Below are 16,814 nucleotides of genomic sequence, written 5' to 3' on the forward strand. Positions count from 1 at the left end.
CCGTGTCGGTTCAGGTCAGGAGCTGCGGCGGCGGGCTCCGGCCAGGGCGGCCGCCGCGCTGGGGCGCTCTTGGGCCTCGCCGTCGAGCTGCTCGGCACCGGCGCCGGGGGCCCCGCGGTGGGTGGCCCGGGGGGCGGCGGCGGACGGGGCCGAGGGGATCTGGGTGACCTCGCTGGGCAGCGCCTCGGCCTTCTTGGTGGCGTAGGCGTTGACGTACTCCTGGCCCGACAGCTCCCGGACGGCGAACATGACCTCGTCGGTGATCTGGCGCAGGACCAGGCGGTCGTTGGCGCGGTCCCGGTAGCGCTCGACCCGGACCGGCGGGCCGAAGCGGATGACCACCGGCCGGAACGGCCTCGGGAACCGGGCGTCGGGGGGCATGACCTCCCGGGAGCCGCGGATGCCCACCGGGATGATGGGGGCGCCGGTGCGCAGGGCCAGGCGAGCCGGCCCGGTGTGGCCCTTGTGCAGGACCCCGTCCCGGCTGCGGGTGCCCTCCGGGTAGATGCCGAACAGCTCGCCCCGCTCCAGCACCCGCTGGGCCGCGGCCAGCGCCCGCTCCGAGGCGCTGCCGCCCCCCCGGTCGATGGGGATCATCCCCATGGCCGGGAACAGGTGCCTGGTCGTCCACGAGTCCATGTACTCGGACTTGCCCACGTAGGTGATGCGACGGGGCAGCACCACGGGGACGAAGAACGAGTCCAGCACCGAGGTGTGGTTGGGGCAGATGAGCGCCGGCCCCTCGGTCGGGACGTTCTCCAGGCCCTGGACGTGAAAGCGCCAGGCGAACCGGAACGTGGGCGTGATGATGGCCTTGGCCACGGGGTACAGCTGCCCCACGTCGCGCTGGCCGGTCGTCATCTCTCGCATGCTGCCACAGCCATCCCCGCCCGGGGCGCCCGTCACACCCCGGTGTCGGGCCGCTGCCACACCCACCGCAGAGCGTGGCGCGATCAGGGTCGCAGGAGGTCCACGCCCAGCAGGGCGGCGGCGTCGGAGACGCCCCGGCCCCGGGCCGCGGCGGTGTCCACGGCGGCCACCGCGGCCGGGGTGTCCAGGTCGTCGTCCAGGGCGGCCCGGACCTCGTCGAGGGCGGCATCGCCGGCCCCCGCGGCCTGCCAGGCCGCCAGCCGGGTCCCGGCCTCGGGCATCAGGGACCCGTCCCACTCCCACTCCGTGCGGTAGTGGTGGGCCACCACGGCCAGGCGGATGGCCCGGGGGTCCTCGACCTTGCGCAGCTCGCTGACGAAGACCAGGTTGCCCAGCGACTTGGACATCTTCTCGCCGTCCATGCGGACCATGGCCTGGTGCATCCAGTGGCGCACGAAGGGCTCACCGGTGGCCGCCTCGGACTGGGCCGCCTCGCACTCGTGGTGGGGGAAGACCAGGTCGGCCCCGCCCCCGTGCAGGTCGATGGTGGTGCCCAGCTCCCGCAGGGCCAGGGCCGAGCACTCGATGTGCCAGCCCGGCCGGCCCGGCCCCCACAGCGAGTCCCAGGCCGGCTCGTCGGGGGCCGAGGGCTGCCACAGCACGAAGTCCAGGGGATCGCGCTTGTGGGGGTCGTCGGGGTTGCCGCCGTGGAGGGCGGCCAGGCGCAGCATCTCGTCCCGGTCGAAGCCGGACAGGGAGCCGAACCGCTCCGAGGACGACACGTCGAAGTAGACGGCGCCCCCGGCGGCGTAGGCGTGGTCCCGGTCCAGGACCATGCCGATGAAGCCCCGGATGTCGGCGATGGCCGAGGTGGCCCGGGGCTCGCTGAACACGGGGAGCAGGTCCAGGGCCTCCATGTCGTCGTCGAAGCGGGCCACCTCGGCGGCAGCCAGGTCGAGGTAGTGGACACCCAGCTCGCGGGCCTTGCGCAGGATGTCGTCGTCCACGTCGGTGACGTTGCGGACGCAGCGGGTGTCGTGGCCCCGGTCCCGCAGGCGCCGCTGGAGCACGTCGTAGGTGAGGTAGACGGCGGCGTGGCCGACGTGGGTGGCGTCGTACGGCGTGATGCCGCACGTGTACATGGTGACGACGTCGCCGGGCGTGAACGGCACGACCTCCCGCCGGGCCGTGTCGTAGAGCCGCATGGGCGGGCCGCCGCCGGTCACGTCGCCGGTGCGGGCGCCGGTGCCGGTGGCGGTGGCGGGATGGCGTCGTCCAGGCCGGTGAAGCGCACCGCCACCCTGGTCTTGTAGCGCACGTTGACCTGGAGCAGCACCGCGGCGAAGGCCTCGATGGGCGCGGCGTTGGACAGCTCGCCGGAGTCCAGGCCCCGCAGGTCCGGGATGCTGGACACGATGCCGAGCACGCACTCGGTGGCGCTCGGGTGGTCCGAGCAGACCAGCACGTCGGACTCGATGGGGCGGGCGATGTCGCCCAGCTCCTTGGCCGGCACGTGGTGGAAGGCGGCGGCCACCTTGGAGCGGGGCACCGCGGCCTGGACCGACGCCGCCACCGAGCCCCGGGGCGGGACCAGGGGCTGGAACTCGTGGCCCACCTTGGCCAGGGCGTTGGCCATGGAGATGACCACCTTGCCGGCCAGCTCGTCCTGCACCGAGGCCGCGGTGGCCCCCGCCGCGTCCCAGGGGGTGGCGATGACGACCACGTCGGCCGCCGCCGCCCCCTCGTTGTCGGCCGCCTCGATGGACAGCGAGCGGTCGGGCCACTTGCTCAGCAGGCGGTCGGCGACCTCCATGGCCCGGTACTTGGACCGCGAGCCGATCACCACGTCGTAGCCGACCGAGGCCAGGCGGACGGCCAGGCCGCTCCCCGCCGGGCCGGTCGCTCCCAGGACTCCGATGCGCATGGCCGGCACCCTATTGGGCGGCCGGCGATCGCGGTCAAGCGACGCGGGTGCTTCGGACCGGGGGCGCGCCGGCCGCGAGACTCCCCCCGTGCCCGACGACATCCTCGCCCCCTTCCTGGACGGATCGGCCCGCCGGGCCCGGTTCTCGGTGCGGCCCCGGCCGGTGGCCGCCCTGGCCCCGGTCGAGGGCCTCCTGGCCGGGGCGGCCGAGGTGGACATCACCCCGCCCCCCGGCCTGCCCAAGGCCGGCTACTCGGCCAACGCCCACGACGGCATCGGCTTCCGCACCCGCCTCCGGGCCCGGGTCCTGCACCTGCGGACCACCGACGCCTCGCTGGCCCTGGTGGCCTGCGACCTGCTGGGCGGCTCGGCCGTGGTCCAGCACCTGGTGGCCAGGGCCGTGGCCACCGACACCGACGTCCCCCTGGCCGGCCTGATGATCGGGGCCACCCACACCCACGCCGGGCCGGGCCAGTTCCTGGGCACCGACTTCTACAACCGCTTCGCCTCCAACCGCAGCGGCTTCGACCCGGCGTGGACGGCGTTCCTGGTCGAGCGCATCGCCGGCGCGGTGCGCTCGGCCGTGGCCCAGCGGGCCCCGGCCCGCCTGGCCGTGGGCACGGCGGACGTGTGGGGCCTGACCCGCAACCGCTCCATCGAGCCCCACGTGCGCAACCCCGAGGTGGCCGACCGGCGCACCGACCCCCACCGCCGCTACGCCAACGTCAACCCCCAGATGCACGTGGTCCGGGTCGACCGGGGGGCGGGCGGAGCCCCGGACCCGCTGGCCGCCCTCGTCGTGTTCTCGGTGCACGGCACCGGCATCCCCCAGCACGCCCCCGAGTACAACGCCGACCTGTGGGCCTACCTGGTGGGCGAGGCGTCGGACCGCATCGCCGCGGCCACCGGCACCCGGCCCGTGGTGGGCGCGGTGGAGGGCACCCACGCCGATGTGGCCCCCGCCCTGCGGCCCGGCCAGGCCGGCCACGTGGAGGCCCGCCGGGTGGGCCGGGACCTGGGCGCCGCCGCCGCCGACCTGCACGCCTCCCTGGCCGGCGCCCTGTCCCCCGACACCCGCCTGGGCGCGGCCCTGCGGGAGCTGGACCTCGACCGGGACCGCACCGTCGAGGACGTCACCCTGCCCGACCGGCCCGCGGTGGGTGCCTCCCTGGTGGCCGGGGCCTTCGAGAACACCACGCCCGTCATCTGGCGCATCCCGCCCTTCCGGGCCGGCACCCCCAAGCGCTGGGGCGCCGAGGGCCCGCAGGGCACCAAGTGGGTGCTGGGCAGCCGCTGGCTCCAGCCCGCCGTCATCCCCAAGCGCTCGTTCCCCCGGGTGCTGCCGGTCCAGGTCCTGCGCCTGGGCGACACCGCCCTGGTGGGCCTGCCCTTCGAGGTCACGGTGGCCTCCGGCCGCCACATCGCCGCCGCCGTGGCCCCCGAGGTGGCGGCCCTGGGGGTGGACCGGGTGGTGGTGTCCTCGGTGGCGAACGAGTACTCGGGCTACGTGGCCTCGCCCCAGGAGTACGAGCTCCAGCACTACGAGGGGGGCCACACCCTCTACGGGCCGGCCACCCTGGCCGCCCTGGCCGGCGCCTCCCGACGCCTGGCCGCGGATCTGGCCCGGGCCGCGGCGGGTGACGGCCCGGCGGTGGTGGCCGACGTGGTCCCCGAGCGCCGCTTCTCGCTCCGGGTCCACCGCTACCTGCCCGCCCCCTCACCGGCCGGGGCGCCGGCCGTGGACCGGGGCTTCGTGGGGGGCCCCGCCTTCACCGACACCACCGCCACCTCCGACGCCTGCTGGGAGCTGCGCTGGGTCGACGTGGCCCCCGGCGACCTGCCGTGGCACGAGTCGCTGGTGCGGGTCGAGGCCACCGACGACACCGGCCCCGACCCCCGATGGCGCCCGGCCGTGGGGCCCGGCGACCGGCCGGTGGACGACACCGGCTGGGACGTGGCCGTCCACCACCTGGGCCCCGACCCCGACGGGCCCGGGCACCGCTACGCCGCCCGCTGGTACCTGCCCGACCTGCGGGCCGGCCGCCGCCACCGCCTGGTGCTGACCCCGGTGGCCGGCCGCCCCGAGGTGGCCTCGGCCCCCTTCGACTGAGCCGGCCGGTGCCCGCCCCCGACGCCCCACCCGCCCTCGACCTGCGCGACGTCTCCGTGGTGCGGGGCGGGCGGGCCCTGCTCGACCGGGTCAGCTGGACCGTCCGGCCCGGGGAGCGGTGGGCCCTGCTGGGCCCCAACGGCAGCGGCAAGACCACCCTGGTCCGGGTGGCCGGCCTGTGGCTGCGGCCCACCGCCGGCCAGGTGCGGGTGGCCGGCGAGCTCTCGGGCCGCACCGACGTGCGGAGCCTGCGGGCCCGGGTGGGCTTCACCAGCGCCGCCCTGGCCGACTCCCTGCGAGCCGACGTGGACGCCCTGGACGTGGTCATGACCGGCCGGCGGGCGGCCCTGGAGGCGTGGTGGCACGACTGGACCGACGAGGACCGGGCCGCGGCCCTGGGCGAGCTGGAGCGGGTGGGGGCCGCCCCCCTGGCCGGGCGCCGCTTCGGCACCCTGTCCTCCGGCGAGCGGCAGCGGGTGCTGCTGGCCCGGGCCCGGGCCGGCGACCCGGCCCTCCTCCTGCTGGACGAGCCGGCGGCCGGGCTGGACCTGGGTGGGCGGGAGGACCTGGTCGACTGCCTGGCCGCCCTGGCCGCCGATCCCGCCACCGCCCCCCTGGTGCTGGTCACCCACCACCCGGAGGAGATCCCGCCCGGCGCCACCCACGCCCTCCTGCTCCGGGCCGGACGGGTGGTGGCCGCCGGGCCGGCCGACGAGGTGCTGGCCTCGGGGCCGTTGTCGGCCTGCTTCGGCCTGGACCTGGACGTGTCCCGCGCCGGGGGGCGGATCATCGCCCGCCGCGCCCGGTACCTTTCGGAGCGATGAGCGACGACCTCCCCCCCGGCATCGACCCGGCCGCCGTCACCTCCTGGCTGGCGGCGCGGGTCACCGTGGCGCCCCCCCTGTCGTTCCACCTCATCACCGGCGGGCACTCCAACCTGACCTACCGGGTCACCGACACGCAGGGCCGGGCCTGGGTGCTGCGCCGCCCGCCCCTGGGCCAGGTGCTGGCCACCGCCCACGACATGGAACGCGAGCACCGCATCATCACCGCCCTGGCCCCCACCGACGTGCCGGTGGCCCCGGTGGTCGGCCTCAGCCCCGACGACTCGGTCAACGGCGCCCCCTTCTACGTCATGGACTTCGTCGAGGGCCACGTCGTGCGCAGCGAGGCCGACGCCGCTCCCCTCCCCCCCGCGGCCCGGGCCCGGGCCGGTGAGGCCCTGGTCGACGTGCTGGCCCGCATCCACGACGTCGACCCGGGGGCCGTCGGCCTCGGCGACCTGGGCCGCACCGAGGGCTACATCCCCCGCCAGCTGAAGCGCTGGTACGGCCAGTGGCAGAAGTCCAAGAGCCGCGACCTGCCCGCCGTCGACACCGTGCACGACACCCTGCTGGCCCACGTGCCGGAGCAGGGCCCGGCCACCATCGTCCACGGCGACTACCGGCTCGACAACTGCCTCCTCACCGACGCCGGCGAGGTGGCCGCCGTGCTCGACTGGGAGATCTGCACCCTGGGCGACCCGCTGGCCGACGTGGGCCTGCTCGTCGTGTACTGGGGCGAGGACGGCACCGCCTTCACCGCCCTCCCGGGGGCCGCCACCGCGGCCGAGGGCTTCCCCCGGGCCTCGGAGCTGCTGGCCCGCTATACGAGGGCCTCGGGCCGCAGCGTGGCGGACGTCGACTTCTACATCGCCTTCGGCTACTGGAAGCTGGCCTGCATCCTCGAGGGCGTGGCCACCCGGTACCGGGGCGGCTCCATGGGCGAGGGGGCCGAGGTGGCCGAGATGTTCGACGTGCAGGTCGAGCTGCTGGCCCGGGCGGCCGAGGCCACCGTGGCCCGCATGGGGGTGGCGACCGAGCGATGACCGCCACCTACGAGACGTTCCCCCACCGGCCGCTGGTCGAGCCGGTGCTGGTCATGGCCCTGGAGGGCTGGATCGACGCCGGCATGGCCGCCACCGGCGCCGTCGGCACCCTGCTGGGCGAGCTGGACACCGAGCCGGTGGCCGCCTTCGACGCCGACGAGCTGCTCGACCACCGGGCCCGCCGGCCGGTGCTGCACCTGGTGGCCGGCGTGTCCCAGAACCTGTCGTGGCCCGGCATCGAGGTGCTGGCCGCCCGCGACGGCAAGGGCCGCGACCTGCTGATCCTGGCCGGGCCCGAGCCCGACCACTCGTGGAAGGCCTTCGGCCACGCCGTGCTGGGCCTGGCCGCCGAGCTGGGCACCCGCATGGTGGTGGGCCTGGGCGCGTACCCGGCCACCGTCCCCCACACCCGACCGGTGCGCCTGTCGGTCACCGCCGGCACCGAGGAGCTGGCCGCCCGCTGGCCCTTCCTGCGGGGCACCCTGGACGTGCCGGCCGGGGCCCAGGCCGTGATCGAGCGCTTCGCCGCCGACCGTGGCCTCGACGCCCTGACCCTGTGGGCCCAGATCCCCCACTACGCCTCCGGCGTGGCCTACCCGGCGGGCAGCGCCGCCCTGCTGGAGCACCTGGAGGCGGTGGCCGGGCTGTCGCTGCCCCGGGGGGAGCTGGAGCAGGAGGCCACCGACACCGTGGCCCGCCTGGACAGCGCCATCGCCCGCAACGACGAGCACTCGGCCATGCTCCGGGCCCTGGAGGCCGACGCCGACGACACCCCGGCCGAGGGCGAGATCCCCTCCGGGGACGAGCTGGCGGCCGAGCTGGAGCGCTTCCTGCGGGACCAGGGCGGCACGTGAGCCCCGCCCCCGAGGTCGCCGGGTGCGCGGTGGCCACCCGCAACTACCTGGCCGACGCCCGCCTGGCCGCCCGGTCGTTCCTCGACCACCACCCCAGCGCCCGCTTCACCATCGTCGTGGTCGACGGCGACCACACCGCCCCGGCCGGCTGGTCGCACCGGGCCGTCGAGCTGGTGACCCCCACCGAGCTGGGCCTGGAGCCGGCCGAGCTCCTCACCATGGCCGCCATCTACGACCCGGCCGAGCTGGCCTGCGCCCTCAAGCCGTGGGCCCTGCGCCGGGCCCTGGCCCACGCCGAGGTGGCCGTGTACGTCGACGGCGACGTCGAGGTCCTGGCCCCCATGCCCGAGCTGATCGACGCCGCCCGCCACCACGAGGTGGTCCTGGTCCCCCACGTGCTCGAGCCCGTCCCCCGCGACGGCCGCCTGCCGGACGAGCCCGGCCTGCTCGGGGCCGGCATGTACAACGCCGGCATCCTGGCCTGCGGGCCGGGGTCCGAGCGCTTCCTGGACTGGTGGGACGTGCGCCTGCGGCGGGAGTGCCTCAACCAGCCGTCCCTGATGCTCCACGGCGACCAGCGGTGGTTGGACTTCGTGCCCGCCCTGTTCGACCACAAGATCCTGCGGGACCCGGCCTACGACGTCGCCTACTGGAACCTGCACGAGCGGCCCACGGCCTGGGTCGACGGCCAGCTCTGCGTGGTCGACCGGCCGGTCCGGTGCTTCCACTACTCCGGCCTCACCGATGCCCGGCCGTGGATGTTGAGCGGCTTCGCCGGCGACCGGCCCCGGGTCACCCTGGCCGGCCTGCCGGCCGTGGCCCGCCAGTGCCGGGGCTGGCTCGACCGGCGCCGGGCCGTGGGGGCCGACGCCGACCGGGCCCTGGGCTACCACTGGGCCCGCACCGGCCGGGGGGTCCCCGTCGATCCCCGGTCCCGGATGCTGTTCCGGGCCGCCCTGCTGGCCGCCGAGGGCGACCCCACCGGGGCCACCCCCGTGCCCCCGTCGCCCTTCGCCCCCGACGGCGGCCAGGCCTGGGAGGAGTGGATGCGCCGCCCCGAGGCCCCCGGCGAGGTGGGTCGCTACCTCCAGCAGCTCTGGCGCGACGCCCCCTTCCTCCAGCAGCTCTTCCCCGACGTGCCCGGCGCCGACCGGGGCCGCTACCTGGCCTGGCTGGACAGCCGGGCCGCGGACGAGGCCGCCGTCCCCGACCCCTTCCGCCCCCGACCCGAGGAGCTCGACGTGCCCGGCGCCGCCGCCCCACCCCCGCCGGCCCGCCGGCCCCCCCGCCCGGCGGCCGACGCCCAGCTCCCGCTGGACGACCTGGACCGGGCCCGGGCCGCCCACGACCAGCCGGCCCGCTCGGCCCCGGGCACGGTGGGCAAGGTGGTCGACCGCTTGCTGGCCGGCCGGGACGCCCGCAGCGCCGAGGCCACCGCGGCCCTGGCCGACGCGGTGGGTGAGCTGGCCCGCCGGCTGGCCGACCTCTCCGACCGGGTGGACCGCGCCCGCGACACCCTCCACGAGCACGAGGGCCGCAGCGACGAGCTGGCCGCCGCCGACGGAGCCCTCCGGACCGAGGCCGAGGAGCTGGGCCGGCGCCTGGGCGACGTGGAGTCGGGCCTGGCCACGGCCCGGGGCGACCTGGACGGCGCCCTGGAGCAGGACCGCATCACCGCCGGCATCGTGGCCGACGCCGAGGAGCGCCTGGCCGACGACCTGGGCGACCTGCGGCTCCGGGTGGCCAAGCTGGCCGTCGAAGTGGCCGATGAGGCGGCCGACGCGGCCACCGACGACGAGGAGGAGCAGCCATGAGGGTCGACGGAGGGGTGGGCGGCGACCTCGCCGGGGTGGGGGCGGCCGCCGCGGCGGCCGAGGCCGAGGGCTACGACGGCATCTGGGCCGCCGAGACCAACCAGGACCCGTTCCTGACCCTGCTGCTGGCGGCCGAGCACACCGAGCGCATGGAGCTGGGCACCGGCATCGCCGTGGCCTTCGCCCGCAACCCCATGACCCTGGCCCAGAGCGCGCACGACCTGCAGCGCTTCTCCCAGGGGCGCTTCCTGCTGGGGCTGGGCAGCCAGATCAAGCCCCACATCACCCGGCGCTTCTCCATGGAGTGGAGCCGGCCGGCGGCCCGCATGCGGGAGATGGTCCTGGCCCTGCGGGCCATCTGGGCCACGTGGAACGACGGGGCCGAGCTGGACTTCCGGGGCGAGATGTACACCCACACCCTGATGACCCCGTTCTTCACCCCTCCGCCGTCGCCCCACGGCCCGCCCCCGGTGTACCTGGCCGCGGTGGGGCCCAAGATGACGGCGGTGGCCGGCGAGGTGGCCGACGGCCTGCTGGCCCACGGCTTCACCACCGCCGAGTACCTGCGCGACGTCACCCTCCCGGCCCTGGAGGTGGGAGCGGCGGCGGCCGAGGTGCCCCGCACCCGGGAGGCGGTCACCATCTCGCTGCCGGCCTTCGTGGTCACCGGGGCCGACGACCAGGCCACCGAGGCGGCCGCCACCGCGGTGCGGGGCCAGATCGCCTTCTACGGCTCGACCCCGGCCTACCAGGGCGTCCTCGACCACCACGGCTGGGGCGACCTCCACGGCGACCTGAACCGCCTGTCCAAGGAGAAGCGGTGGGCCGAGATGGGCCAGCTCGTCGACGACGACGTGCTGTCGGCCTTCGCGGTGGTGGCCGAGCCCGACACGGTGGCCGAGGGCCTCCTGGCCCGCTTCGGGGACGTGGTCGACCGCCTCAGCTTCTACGCCCCCTACCAGGCCCCGCCCGATCTCTGGACCCAGGTCCGCAGCCAGCTCCAGGCCACCTGAGCCCCGACGCGCCGGAGCCCGACGTCGTTGTCGGGCTCCGGTGAGCGGAAGGACCGGGCACACGGCCTCCGCGGGTTCCCCCCGAACCGTGGGCCCGGGGTGCTTGCTCTGTCCCCATCGGACGAACGGGCCGTCCTTGGAGGGTTGGGGGTCCGTTCCGTCCGGCCCTAGGCGGGCACCAGCTCCTCGCTCAGGTAGCGGTCCCGGCACAGCGAGCGCTGGAGCTTGCCGGAGCTGGTCTTGGGCAGCGTGCCGGCGGCCACCAGCACCACCTCGCGGGGGGCGACGCCGGCCGAGGACCGCACCCTCTCGGCCACCTGGTCCCGCACGGTGGCGCTGACCGGCTCGCCCTCGGCCGGCCTGACCTCGGCCACCACCACCACCTCCTCCTGGCCGTGGCGGCCCTCCACGCCGATGGCCACCACGTTGCCGGCCCGCACGCCCTCGACCGCGCCCACGGCCCGCTCCACGTCCTGGGGGAAGACGTTGCGGCCGCCCACGATGATCACGTCCTTGATCCGGCCGCACAGGACCAGCTCGCCGTCGACCAGGTAGGCCAGGTCACCGGTGCGCAGCCAGTCGTCGTGGGAGGCCTGCTCGGTCAGGTCCGGGCGCCGGTAGTAGCCGCTGGTCACCGACGTCCCCCGGATCTCCAGCTCGCCCACCTCCCGCTCGGTCCGCACCACGCCGGTCTCCGGGTCGACGATGCGCATCTCCAGGCCCGGCACCGGCCGGCCCAGGCGGGCCAGGCGCCGGGTGCCGGTGGCGGCCGGGTCGGCCACCGGGGCGGCGTAGCGCTCGGTCTCCAGCACCCTCCTGTCGACGGTGTCGGTGCGCAGCCCCTGGCCCGGCACGGGGAACGAGCCGGCGATGCACACCTCGGCCATGCCGAAGGCCGGGAACAGGGCCCCGGGGCGGAGGCCGTGGCGGGCCCCCGCGGCCACCAGGGCCTCCATGGCCTCGACGTCGACGGGCTCGGCCCCGTTGAGGGCCACCCGCAGGGCGGAGAGGTCGAGGCCGTCGAGGCGCTGCAGGGCCCGTGTGGCCAGCACCCAGGCGAAGTTGGGTCCGGCGGTGGCCGTGGCCGCGTGGTCGGACAGCCACTGGACCCACCGCGACGGCGAGGCCATGAAGTCCTGGGGCCCGGCCAGGAACAGGTCGCCCCCGGTCGACATGGGGAGGGTCAGCATCCCCACCAGGCCCATGTCGTGGTACAGCGGCAGCCACGACAGCAGCCGGTCACCGTCGGCCGTGAAGCCGGTGACCTCGATGATGGCGTCGAGGTTGGCGCACACCGTGCGGTGCGGGAGCATCACCCCCTTCGGCTCGGCCGTCGAGCCGCTGGTGAACTGGAGGATGGCCAGGCGGTTGGGGTCGACCTGTGGGGCCACGAAGGCAGCGGGGTCGCCCCCCAGGTCGTCCAGGGCCACCAGCGGCGGGTCGCCGGGCCGGGCCTCCACGAAGGGGGCCAGCTGCTCGTCGATCAGGAGGAGGGCGGCGTCGCCGTGGGTGAGACGGGCCCGGGTCTGCTCCACGAACTCCTCCACCGAGCTCATCCGCATGGGGAGGGGCAGGACCATGGCCGCGGCCCCGGCCAGCCACGTGGCCTGGATGGCGGTGACCAGGGGGCGGCTGGTGGGGCCGAGCAGGGCGACGTGGTCGCCGGGGCCGACACCCCGGGCCTGGAGGGCGGCGGCCATGCCCCGGGCCCCGTCGTGGAGCTCCGACCAGGGCACCCGCTGGGCGTCGTCGCCGTCCAGGAAGGTGATGGCGCCCCGGCCCGAGCGGGCCGCGGCCTCGATGCGCGCGGTGAGGGTGAGCACGACCGGTCCGACCTCTCGGCGGTCCGCCCCGTTACCCCGCGGCCCGATACCGGTCGCCCCACGGGCGGGACGACATGATGGCGGCGTGCCCCCGTCGCCCGCGCCCTGGTCCCGGTGGGGGGTGGCGCTGGCCGTCCTGGCCCTGGCCGTGACCCTCGCCGTCCACGTCAGCCCGTGGGCCACCAAGGGCTTCGGCGTCTCCCACGACGGCTACAACGGCGCCATGTGGGGCCTGGGGGCCCGGGCCGCCCGCGACGACCCGCTGGGGCACCGCCTGGGCGGGGTGCAGCCCCAGGGCTACCGCTACGCCAACCACCCGCCGCTGACCGTGTGGGCCGCCACCGCCACCACCGCGCTCGGGGGGGAGCGCCCGGCCGCGGTGCGGGCGCCCGCCGCCCTGGCCAGCCTGGCCGCCCTGGCCGTGCTGGCCCTGCTGCTGCGCGACGCCGGCTTCTCGCCGCCGGAGGCCGTGGCCGGGGTGGTGCTGGCCGGCACCTCGGCCATGTTCCTCACCTACGGGGCCATGCTCGACACCCCCGTCGTCGCCCTGCCCTTCGGGCTGGCCGCGGTGGCCGCCGCCCAACGGGCCTGGCAGGGCCGGCCGGCGCCGGACGTCCTGGTGCTGGCCGTCGGCGCCCTGGCCGGCCTGGCCGGCTGGCAGGCCCTCCTGGCCGCCGGGCTGGCCGGCGGGCTGGCCCTGCTGTCCGGTCGCGGGCCCGGGCCGCGCTCGGCCCGGGTGCTGCTGGCCGGGGCGGCCGCCGGCCTGGCCCTGACCCTGGGCTGGATCGCCTGGGTGGAGGGCACCCTCCTGGAGTTGGCCGACCAGGCCTCGCTGCGCAGCGGGGCCGGCGAGAGCTGGCTCGACCGCCAGGGCCGGTTCCTGCTCGACCTGTACGGCCCCGCCCTGCTGGCCGTCCTGGCCGCCGGGCTGCTCGTGGGCCTGGCCCGCGGCGACGGCGCCGACGACCGCGCCGGCGGGCGGACCGGGTGGTGGGGCGGCGCCCGGCCCCTGCTGGCGGTGCTGGTGACGGTGGTGGTGCTGTACGTGGTGGCCTTCCGCCAGGCCGCCGGGATCCACGACTACTGGACCTACTGGGGTGTCGCCCTGGTGGCCGGGGCCGGCGCGGCCGGCGCCCGCGCCGTGCTGGGCCTGCGCCGCCGGCTGCCCGACCGGGCCGGCCCAGTGGTGGCCGCGGTGGTCGCCCTGGTGGTGCTGGGCGTGGCCGCCGCCGGGGCCGGGCGGCGGAGCGACGCCGACCGGGCCATCCAGGAGGGCCTCGACGCAGTGCCGGTGCTGGCCGCCGCCCCCCGGGCCCCCGAGCCGGATGCCGCCACCGTGGCGGTCCGGGACGCGGACCGGACCGGCGCCCCGTGGGCCAACTGGGCCACCCACGGCGAGGCCCTGCGCCCCACCCGGGCCGAGCTGGCGGCCCTGCCCGCCGACCGCCTGCTGTTCTTCCGGGCCGAGGGGCCGCTCGACCCTGCCCTGCGGGCCGCTGCGGTGGCGGTGCGGGGCCGGTACGTCCTGGTGCCTGCCGGGGCCTACCGCCAGGCGCTCGGCCGGTGACGATGCCGTCACCGGGCCCGGGCCGACCGCCTACGGGGCCGGCGGGGAGCCCGAGTACGTTCCGGCCATGGCCGAGACCGCCCCCGCCCCCGACGACCAGCCCGCCCACCGCTACTCGGCCGCCCTCGCCCAGGAGCTGGAGGCCGCCTGGCAGGACCGGTGGGAGCAGGAGGGGACGTTCCACACCCCCAACCCGGTGGGCGAGCTGTCGGCCGGCTTCGCGGCGGTGGCGGACCGTCCCAAGCGCTACGTGCTGGACATGTTCCCGTACCCCTCCGGTGTCGGGCTGCACGTGGGGCACCCGCTGGGCTACATCGGCACCGACGTCTACGCCCGCTACCTGCGCATGAACGGGCACAACGTGCTCCACGCCATGGGCTACGACTCCTTCGGCCTGCCGGCCGAGCAGTACGCCCTGCAGACCGGCACCCACCCCCGGGTCACCACCGAGGCCAACATCGCCACCATGCGCCGCCAGCTCCGGCGCCTGGGCCTGGGCCACGACCCCCGCCGGTCGGTCTCCACCACCGATCCCGGCTTCTACCGCTGGACCCAGTGGATCTTCCTGCAGCTCTTCGGGAGCTGGTACGACCCGGACGCCGGCCGGGCCCGCCCGGTGACCGAGCTGGAGGCCGAGCTGGACGCCGGCACCCGGGCGCCGGCCGAGGGCACCAACCCGTCGGGCCGGCCCTGGGCCGAGCTGGACGCCCCCGCCCGCCGGGCCGTGGTCAACGCCCACCGCCTGGCCCGTGTGGCGGAGGTCCCGGTCAACTGGTGCCCGGGCCTGGGCACGGTGCTGGCCAACGAGGAGGTCACCGTCGACGGGCGCTCCGAGCGGGGCAACTTCCCGGTGTTCCGCCGGCCCATGAGGCAGTGGATGCTGCGCATCACCGCCTACGCCGACCGCCTGCTGGACGACCTCGACCGGTTGGATTGGCCCGAGGCCATCAAGTCCATGCAGCGCAACTGGATCGGTCGCTCCACCGGCGCCGAGGCGCGCTTCGCCACCCCCGCCGGCGACCTGGTGGTGTTCACCACCCGGCCCGACACCCTGTTCGGGGCCACCTACATGGTGGTCGCCCCCGAGCACCCCCTGGTGGGCGACCTGACGGCGGCGGCGTGGCCCGAGGGCACCCCGGAGGCGTGGACCGGCGGCGCCCCGGACCCGGCCACCGCGGTGGGGGCCTACGTGGCCGCCACCGCCCGCCGCTCCGAGCTCGACCGCCAGGCCGGCGACCGGGCCAAGACCGGCGTGTTCACCGGCACCCACGCCACCAACCCGGCCACCGGGCAGCCCGTCCCGGTGTTCGTGGCCGACTACGTGCTGATGGGCTACGGCACCGGGGCGATCATGTCCGTGCCCGCCCACGACGAGCGGGACTTCGCCTTCGCCCGGGCCTTCTCCCTGCCCATCGTCGAGGTCGTCCGGCCCCCCGAGGGGTGGCGGGCCGAGCACGGGGTGGACGAGGGCGCCCCGGCCGAGGGGTGGCCCCAGGCCTTCACTGGCGACGGTGAGGCGGTGGCCTCGGCCAACGCCGAGGTGTCCCTGGACGGCCTGCCGGTGGCCGAGGCCAAGGCGACCATCACCACGTGGCTGGAGGACCGGGGCCGGGGCCGGGGCACCGTGCAGTACAAGCTGCGGGACTGGCTGTTCAGCCGCCAGCGCTACTGGGGCGAGCCGTTCCCCATCGTCTACGGCACCGACGGGGAGCCCCGGGCCCTGCCCGCCTCGGCCCTGCCCGTCGAGCTGCCCCCCATGGAGGACTTCACCCCCACCACCTCGGACCGCGAGGACTCCGAGCCCGAGCCACCCCTGGGCCGGGTCGAGGGGTGGAGCACGGTGACGCTCGACCTGGGCGACGGCGAGGGGCCCCGGGAGTACCGCCGGGAGCTGAACACCATGCCCAACTGGGCGGGGTCGTGCTGGTACGAGCTGCGCTACCTGGACCCCGCCAACGACCGGGCCTTCGTCGACCCCGAGAACGAGCGCTACTGGACGGGCCCCGTCGCCGACGGCGACTGCGGGGGTGTCGACCTGTACGTCGGGGGGGTGGAGCACGCCGTGCTCCACCTGCTCTACGCCCGCTTCTGGCACAAGGTCCTCTTCGACCTGGGCCACGTGTCGTCGTCGGAGCCCTTCCGGCGCCTGTTCAACCAGGGGATGATCCAGGCCCACGCCTACATCGACGAGCGGGGCTTCCACGTCGAGGCCGCCGAGGTGGTCGAGGAGGGCGGGCGGTACCTGCACGACGGGTCGGAGGTGCGCCGGGAGCTGGGCAAGATGGGCAAGTCCCTGAAGAACTCGGTCGCCCCCGACGAGATGTGCGAGCGCTACGGCGCCGACACGCTGCGGCTCTACGAGATGTTCGGCGGACCCCTGGACCAGAGCCGGCCCTGGGACACCACCGCGGTGGTGGGCATGTACCGCCTGCTGCAGCGCATCTGGCGGGTGGTGGTGGACGAGGAGACGGGCGCGGTCCGGGTCACCGACGACCCGCCCGACGAGACCACGTCCCGGGCCCTGCACCACGCCGTCGCCGCCGTGCGGGAGGGCATGGAGAGCCTCCGGTTCAACACCTCCATCGCTCGCATCACCGAGCTGACCAACCACCTGACCGGCCGGGGTGGGCCCGCGCCCCGGGAGGTGGCCGAGGCCCTGGTCCTCCTGCTGGGCCCGCTGGCCCCCCACGTGGCCGAGGAGCTGTGGCAGCGGCTGGGCCACGACGGCTCCCTGGCCCACGTCCCCTACCCCGAGGCCGACCCGGGCTGGCTGGTGGCCGACACGGTGGAGATCCCGGTGCAGGTCAACGGCAAGGTCCGGGGCCGGGTGACGGTCCCGGCCGATGCCGACGGCGACGCCCTGGAGGCCGCGGCCCGGGCCGACGAGCGGGTGGCGGCCCTGATCGGCGGGGCCACCGTCCGCAAGGTGGTGGTGGTGCCCGGCCGGCTGGTCAACGTGGTTCTGGGGTGAG

Annotated in this window: 12 protein-coding genes; 8 read left to right on the plus strand and 4 right to left on the minus strand. The window is 76.3% G+C overall.

Translation table 11 applies throughout. The annotated features are described in order from the left end of the window. Window positions 1–15: 15 nt before the first annotated feature. The 3 genes from VEW93_03630 to npdG all read right to left on the minus strand — a co-directional run bounded on the left by VEW93_03630 (window position 16) and on the right by npdG (window position 2,794). A complete protein-coding gene (locus tag VEW93_03630; GenBank protein ID HYI60879.1) occupies window positions 16–861 on the minus strand; it encodes a lysophospholipid acyltransferase family protein in 846 nt (281 codons plus the stop codon). Between the two features lie 92 nt (window positions 862–953). Continuing rightward, a complete protein-coding gene (locus VEW93_03635; GenBank protein ID HYI60880.1) occupies window positions 954–2,075 on the minus strand; it encodes a cysteine--tRNA ligase in 1,122 nt (373 codons plus the stop codon). Window positions 2,076–2,092: 17 nt separating this feature from the next. Next, a complete protein-coding gene (gene npdG / locus VEW93_03640) occupies window positions 2,093–2,794 on the minus strand; it encodes an NADPH-dependent F420 reductase (protein ID HYI60881.1) in 702 nt (233 codons plus the stop codon). An 88-nt stretch (window positions 2,795–2,882) separates the two neighbouring features. Here npdG and VEW93_03645 point away from each other — a divergent pair, with 88 nt between their 5' ends. From VEW93_03645 to VEW93_03670, 6 genes are read left to right on the plus strand one after another with little or no spacing between them, the layout of a single operon-like run. Next, the gene (locus VEW93_03645; GenBank protein HYI60882.1) at window positions 2,883–4,904 is read left to right on the plus strand and encodes a neutral/alkaline non-lysosomal ceramidase N-terminal domain-containing protein; all 2,022 of its coding nucleotides are present in this window, start codon (window positions 2,883–2,885) and stop codon (window positions 4,902–4,904) included. A gap of 8 nt (window positions 4,905–4,912) precedes the next feature. Continuing rightward, on the plus strand, window positions 4,913–5,728 hold the full coding sequence (locus tag VEW93_03650) for an ATP-binding cassette domain-containing protein (protein ID HYI60883.1): 816 nt from the start codon (window positions 4,913–4,915) through the stop codon (window positions 5,726–5,728). Further along, window positions 5,725–6,771, plus strand: a complete 1,047-nt coding sequence (locus VEW93_03655; protein HYI60884.1) for a phosphotransferase family protein — start codon at window positions 5,725–5,727, stop codon at window positions 6,769–6,771. Before VEW93_03650 ends, VEW93_03655 begins: the two co-directional genes overlap by 4 nt. Next, the gene (locus tag VEW93_03660; protein ID HYI60885.1) at window positions 6,768–7,625 is read left to right on the plus strand and encodes a PAC2 family protein; all 858 of its coding nucleotides are present in this window, start codon (window positions 6,768–6,770) and stop codon (window positions 7,623–7,625) included. The genes VEW93_03655 and VEW93_03660 overlap by 4 nt, the downstream gene beginning before the upstream one ends. Further along, window positions 7,622–9,439 (plus strand): hypothetical protein, encoded by a 1,818-nt coding sequence (locus VEW93_03665; GenBank protein HYI60886.1) that lies wholly within the window; start codon window positions 7,622–7,624, stop codon window positions 9,437–9,439. The genes VEW93_03660 and VEW93_03665 overlap by 4 nt, the downstream gene beginning before the upstream one ends. Further along, on the plus strand, window positions 9,436–10,452 hold the full coding sequence (locus VEW93_03670; GenBank protein HYI60887.1) for a TIGR03617 family F420-dependent LLM class oxidoreductase: 1,017 nt from the start codon (window positions 9,436–9,438) through the stop codon (window positions 10,450–10,452). Before VEW93_03665 ends, VEW93_03670 begins: the two co-directional genes overlap by 4 nt. A gap of 167 nt (window positions 10,453–10,619) precedes the next feature. On the opposite strand, the gene VEW93_03675 is transcribed toward VEW93_03670, so the two are convergent. Next, window positions 10,620–12,275 carry an AMP-binding protein gene (locus tag VEW93_03675; GenBank protein ID HYI60888.1) on the minus strand — a complete coding sequence of 552 codons (1,656 nt, stop codon included), beginning with the start codon at window positions 12,273–12,275 and terminating at the stop codon, window positions 10,620–10,622. Window positions 12,276–12,360: 85 nt separating this feature from the next. Here VEW93_03675 and VEW93_03680 point away from each other — a divergent pair, with 85 nt between their 5' ends. Both VEW93_03680 and leuS read left to right on the plus strand, forming a co-directional pair. Then, window positions 12,361–13,842 carry a glycosyltransferase family 39 protein gene (locus VEW93_03680; GenBank protein HYI60889.1) on the plus strand — a complete coding sequence of 494 codons (1,482 nt, stop codon included), beginning with the start codon at window positions 12,361–12,363 and terminating at the stop codon, window positions 13,840–13,842. Between the two features lie 67 nt (window positions 13,843–13,909). After that, window positions 13,910–16,813 carry a leucine--tRNA ligase gene (leuS, locus tag VEW93_03685; GenBank protein ID HYI60890.1) on the plus strand — a complete coding sequence of 968 codons (2,904 nt, stop codon included), beginning with the start codon at window positions 13,910–13,912 and terminating at the stop codon, window positions 16,811–16,813. The last annotated feature ends 1 nt before the right edge of the window (window position 16,814 follow it).

This window comes from Acidimicrobiales bacterium (assembly GCA_035630295.1).
Classification (GTDB): Bacteria; Actinomycetota; Acidimicrobiia; order Acidimicrobiales; family Iamiaceae; genus Iamia.

Bases quoted from the DNA above. Each gene is read 5' to 3' on its own strand.
- VEW93_03655 (HYI60884.1), top strand. From the start codon at position 5,725: ATGAGCGACGACCTCCCCCCCGGCATCGACCCGGCCGCCGTCACCTCC.
- VEW93_03660 (HYI60885.1), top strand. From the start codon at position 6,768: ATGACCGCCACCTACGAGACGTTCCCCCACCGGCCGCTGGTCGAGCCG.
- VEW93_03635 (HYI60880.1), bottom strand. From the start codon at position 2,075: ATGCGGCTCTACGACACGGCCCGGCGGGAGGTCGTGCCGTTCACGCCC.
- leuS (HYI60890.1), top strand. From the start codon at position 13,910: ATGGCCGAGACCGCCCCCGCCCCCGACGACCAGCCCGCCCACCGCTAC.
- npdG (HYI60881.1), bottom strand. From the start codon at position 2,794: ATGCGCATCGGAGTCCTGGGAGCGACCGGCCCGGCGGGGAGCGGCCTG.
- VEW93_03630 (HYI60879.1), bottom strand. From the start codon at position 861: ATGACGACCGGCCAGCGCGACGTGGGGCAGCTGTACCCCGTGGCCAAG.
- VEW93_03670 (HYI60887.1), top strand. From the start codon at position 9,436: ATGAGGGTCGACGGAGGGGTGGGCGGCGACCTCGCCGGGGTGGGGGCG.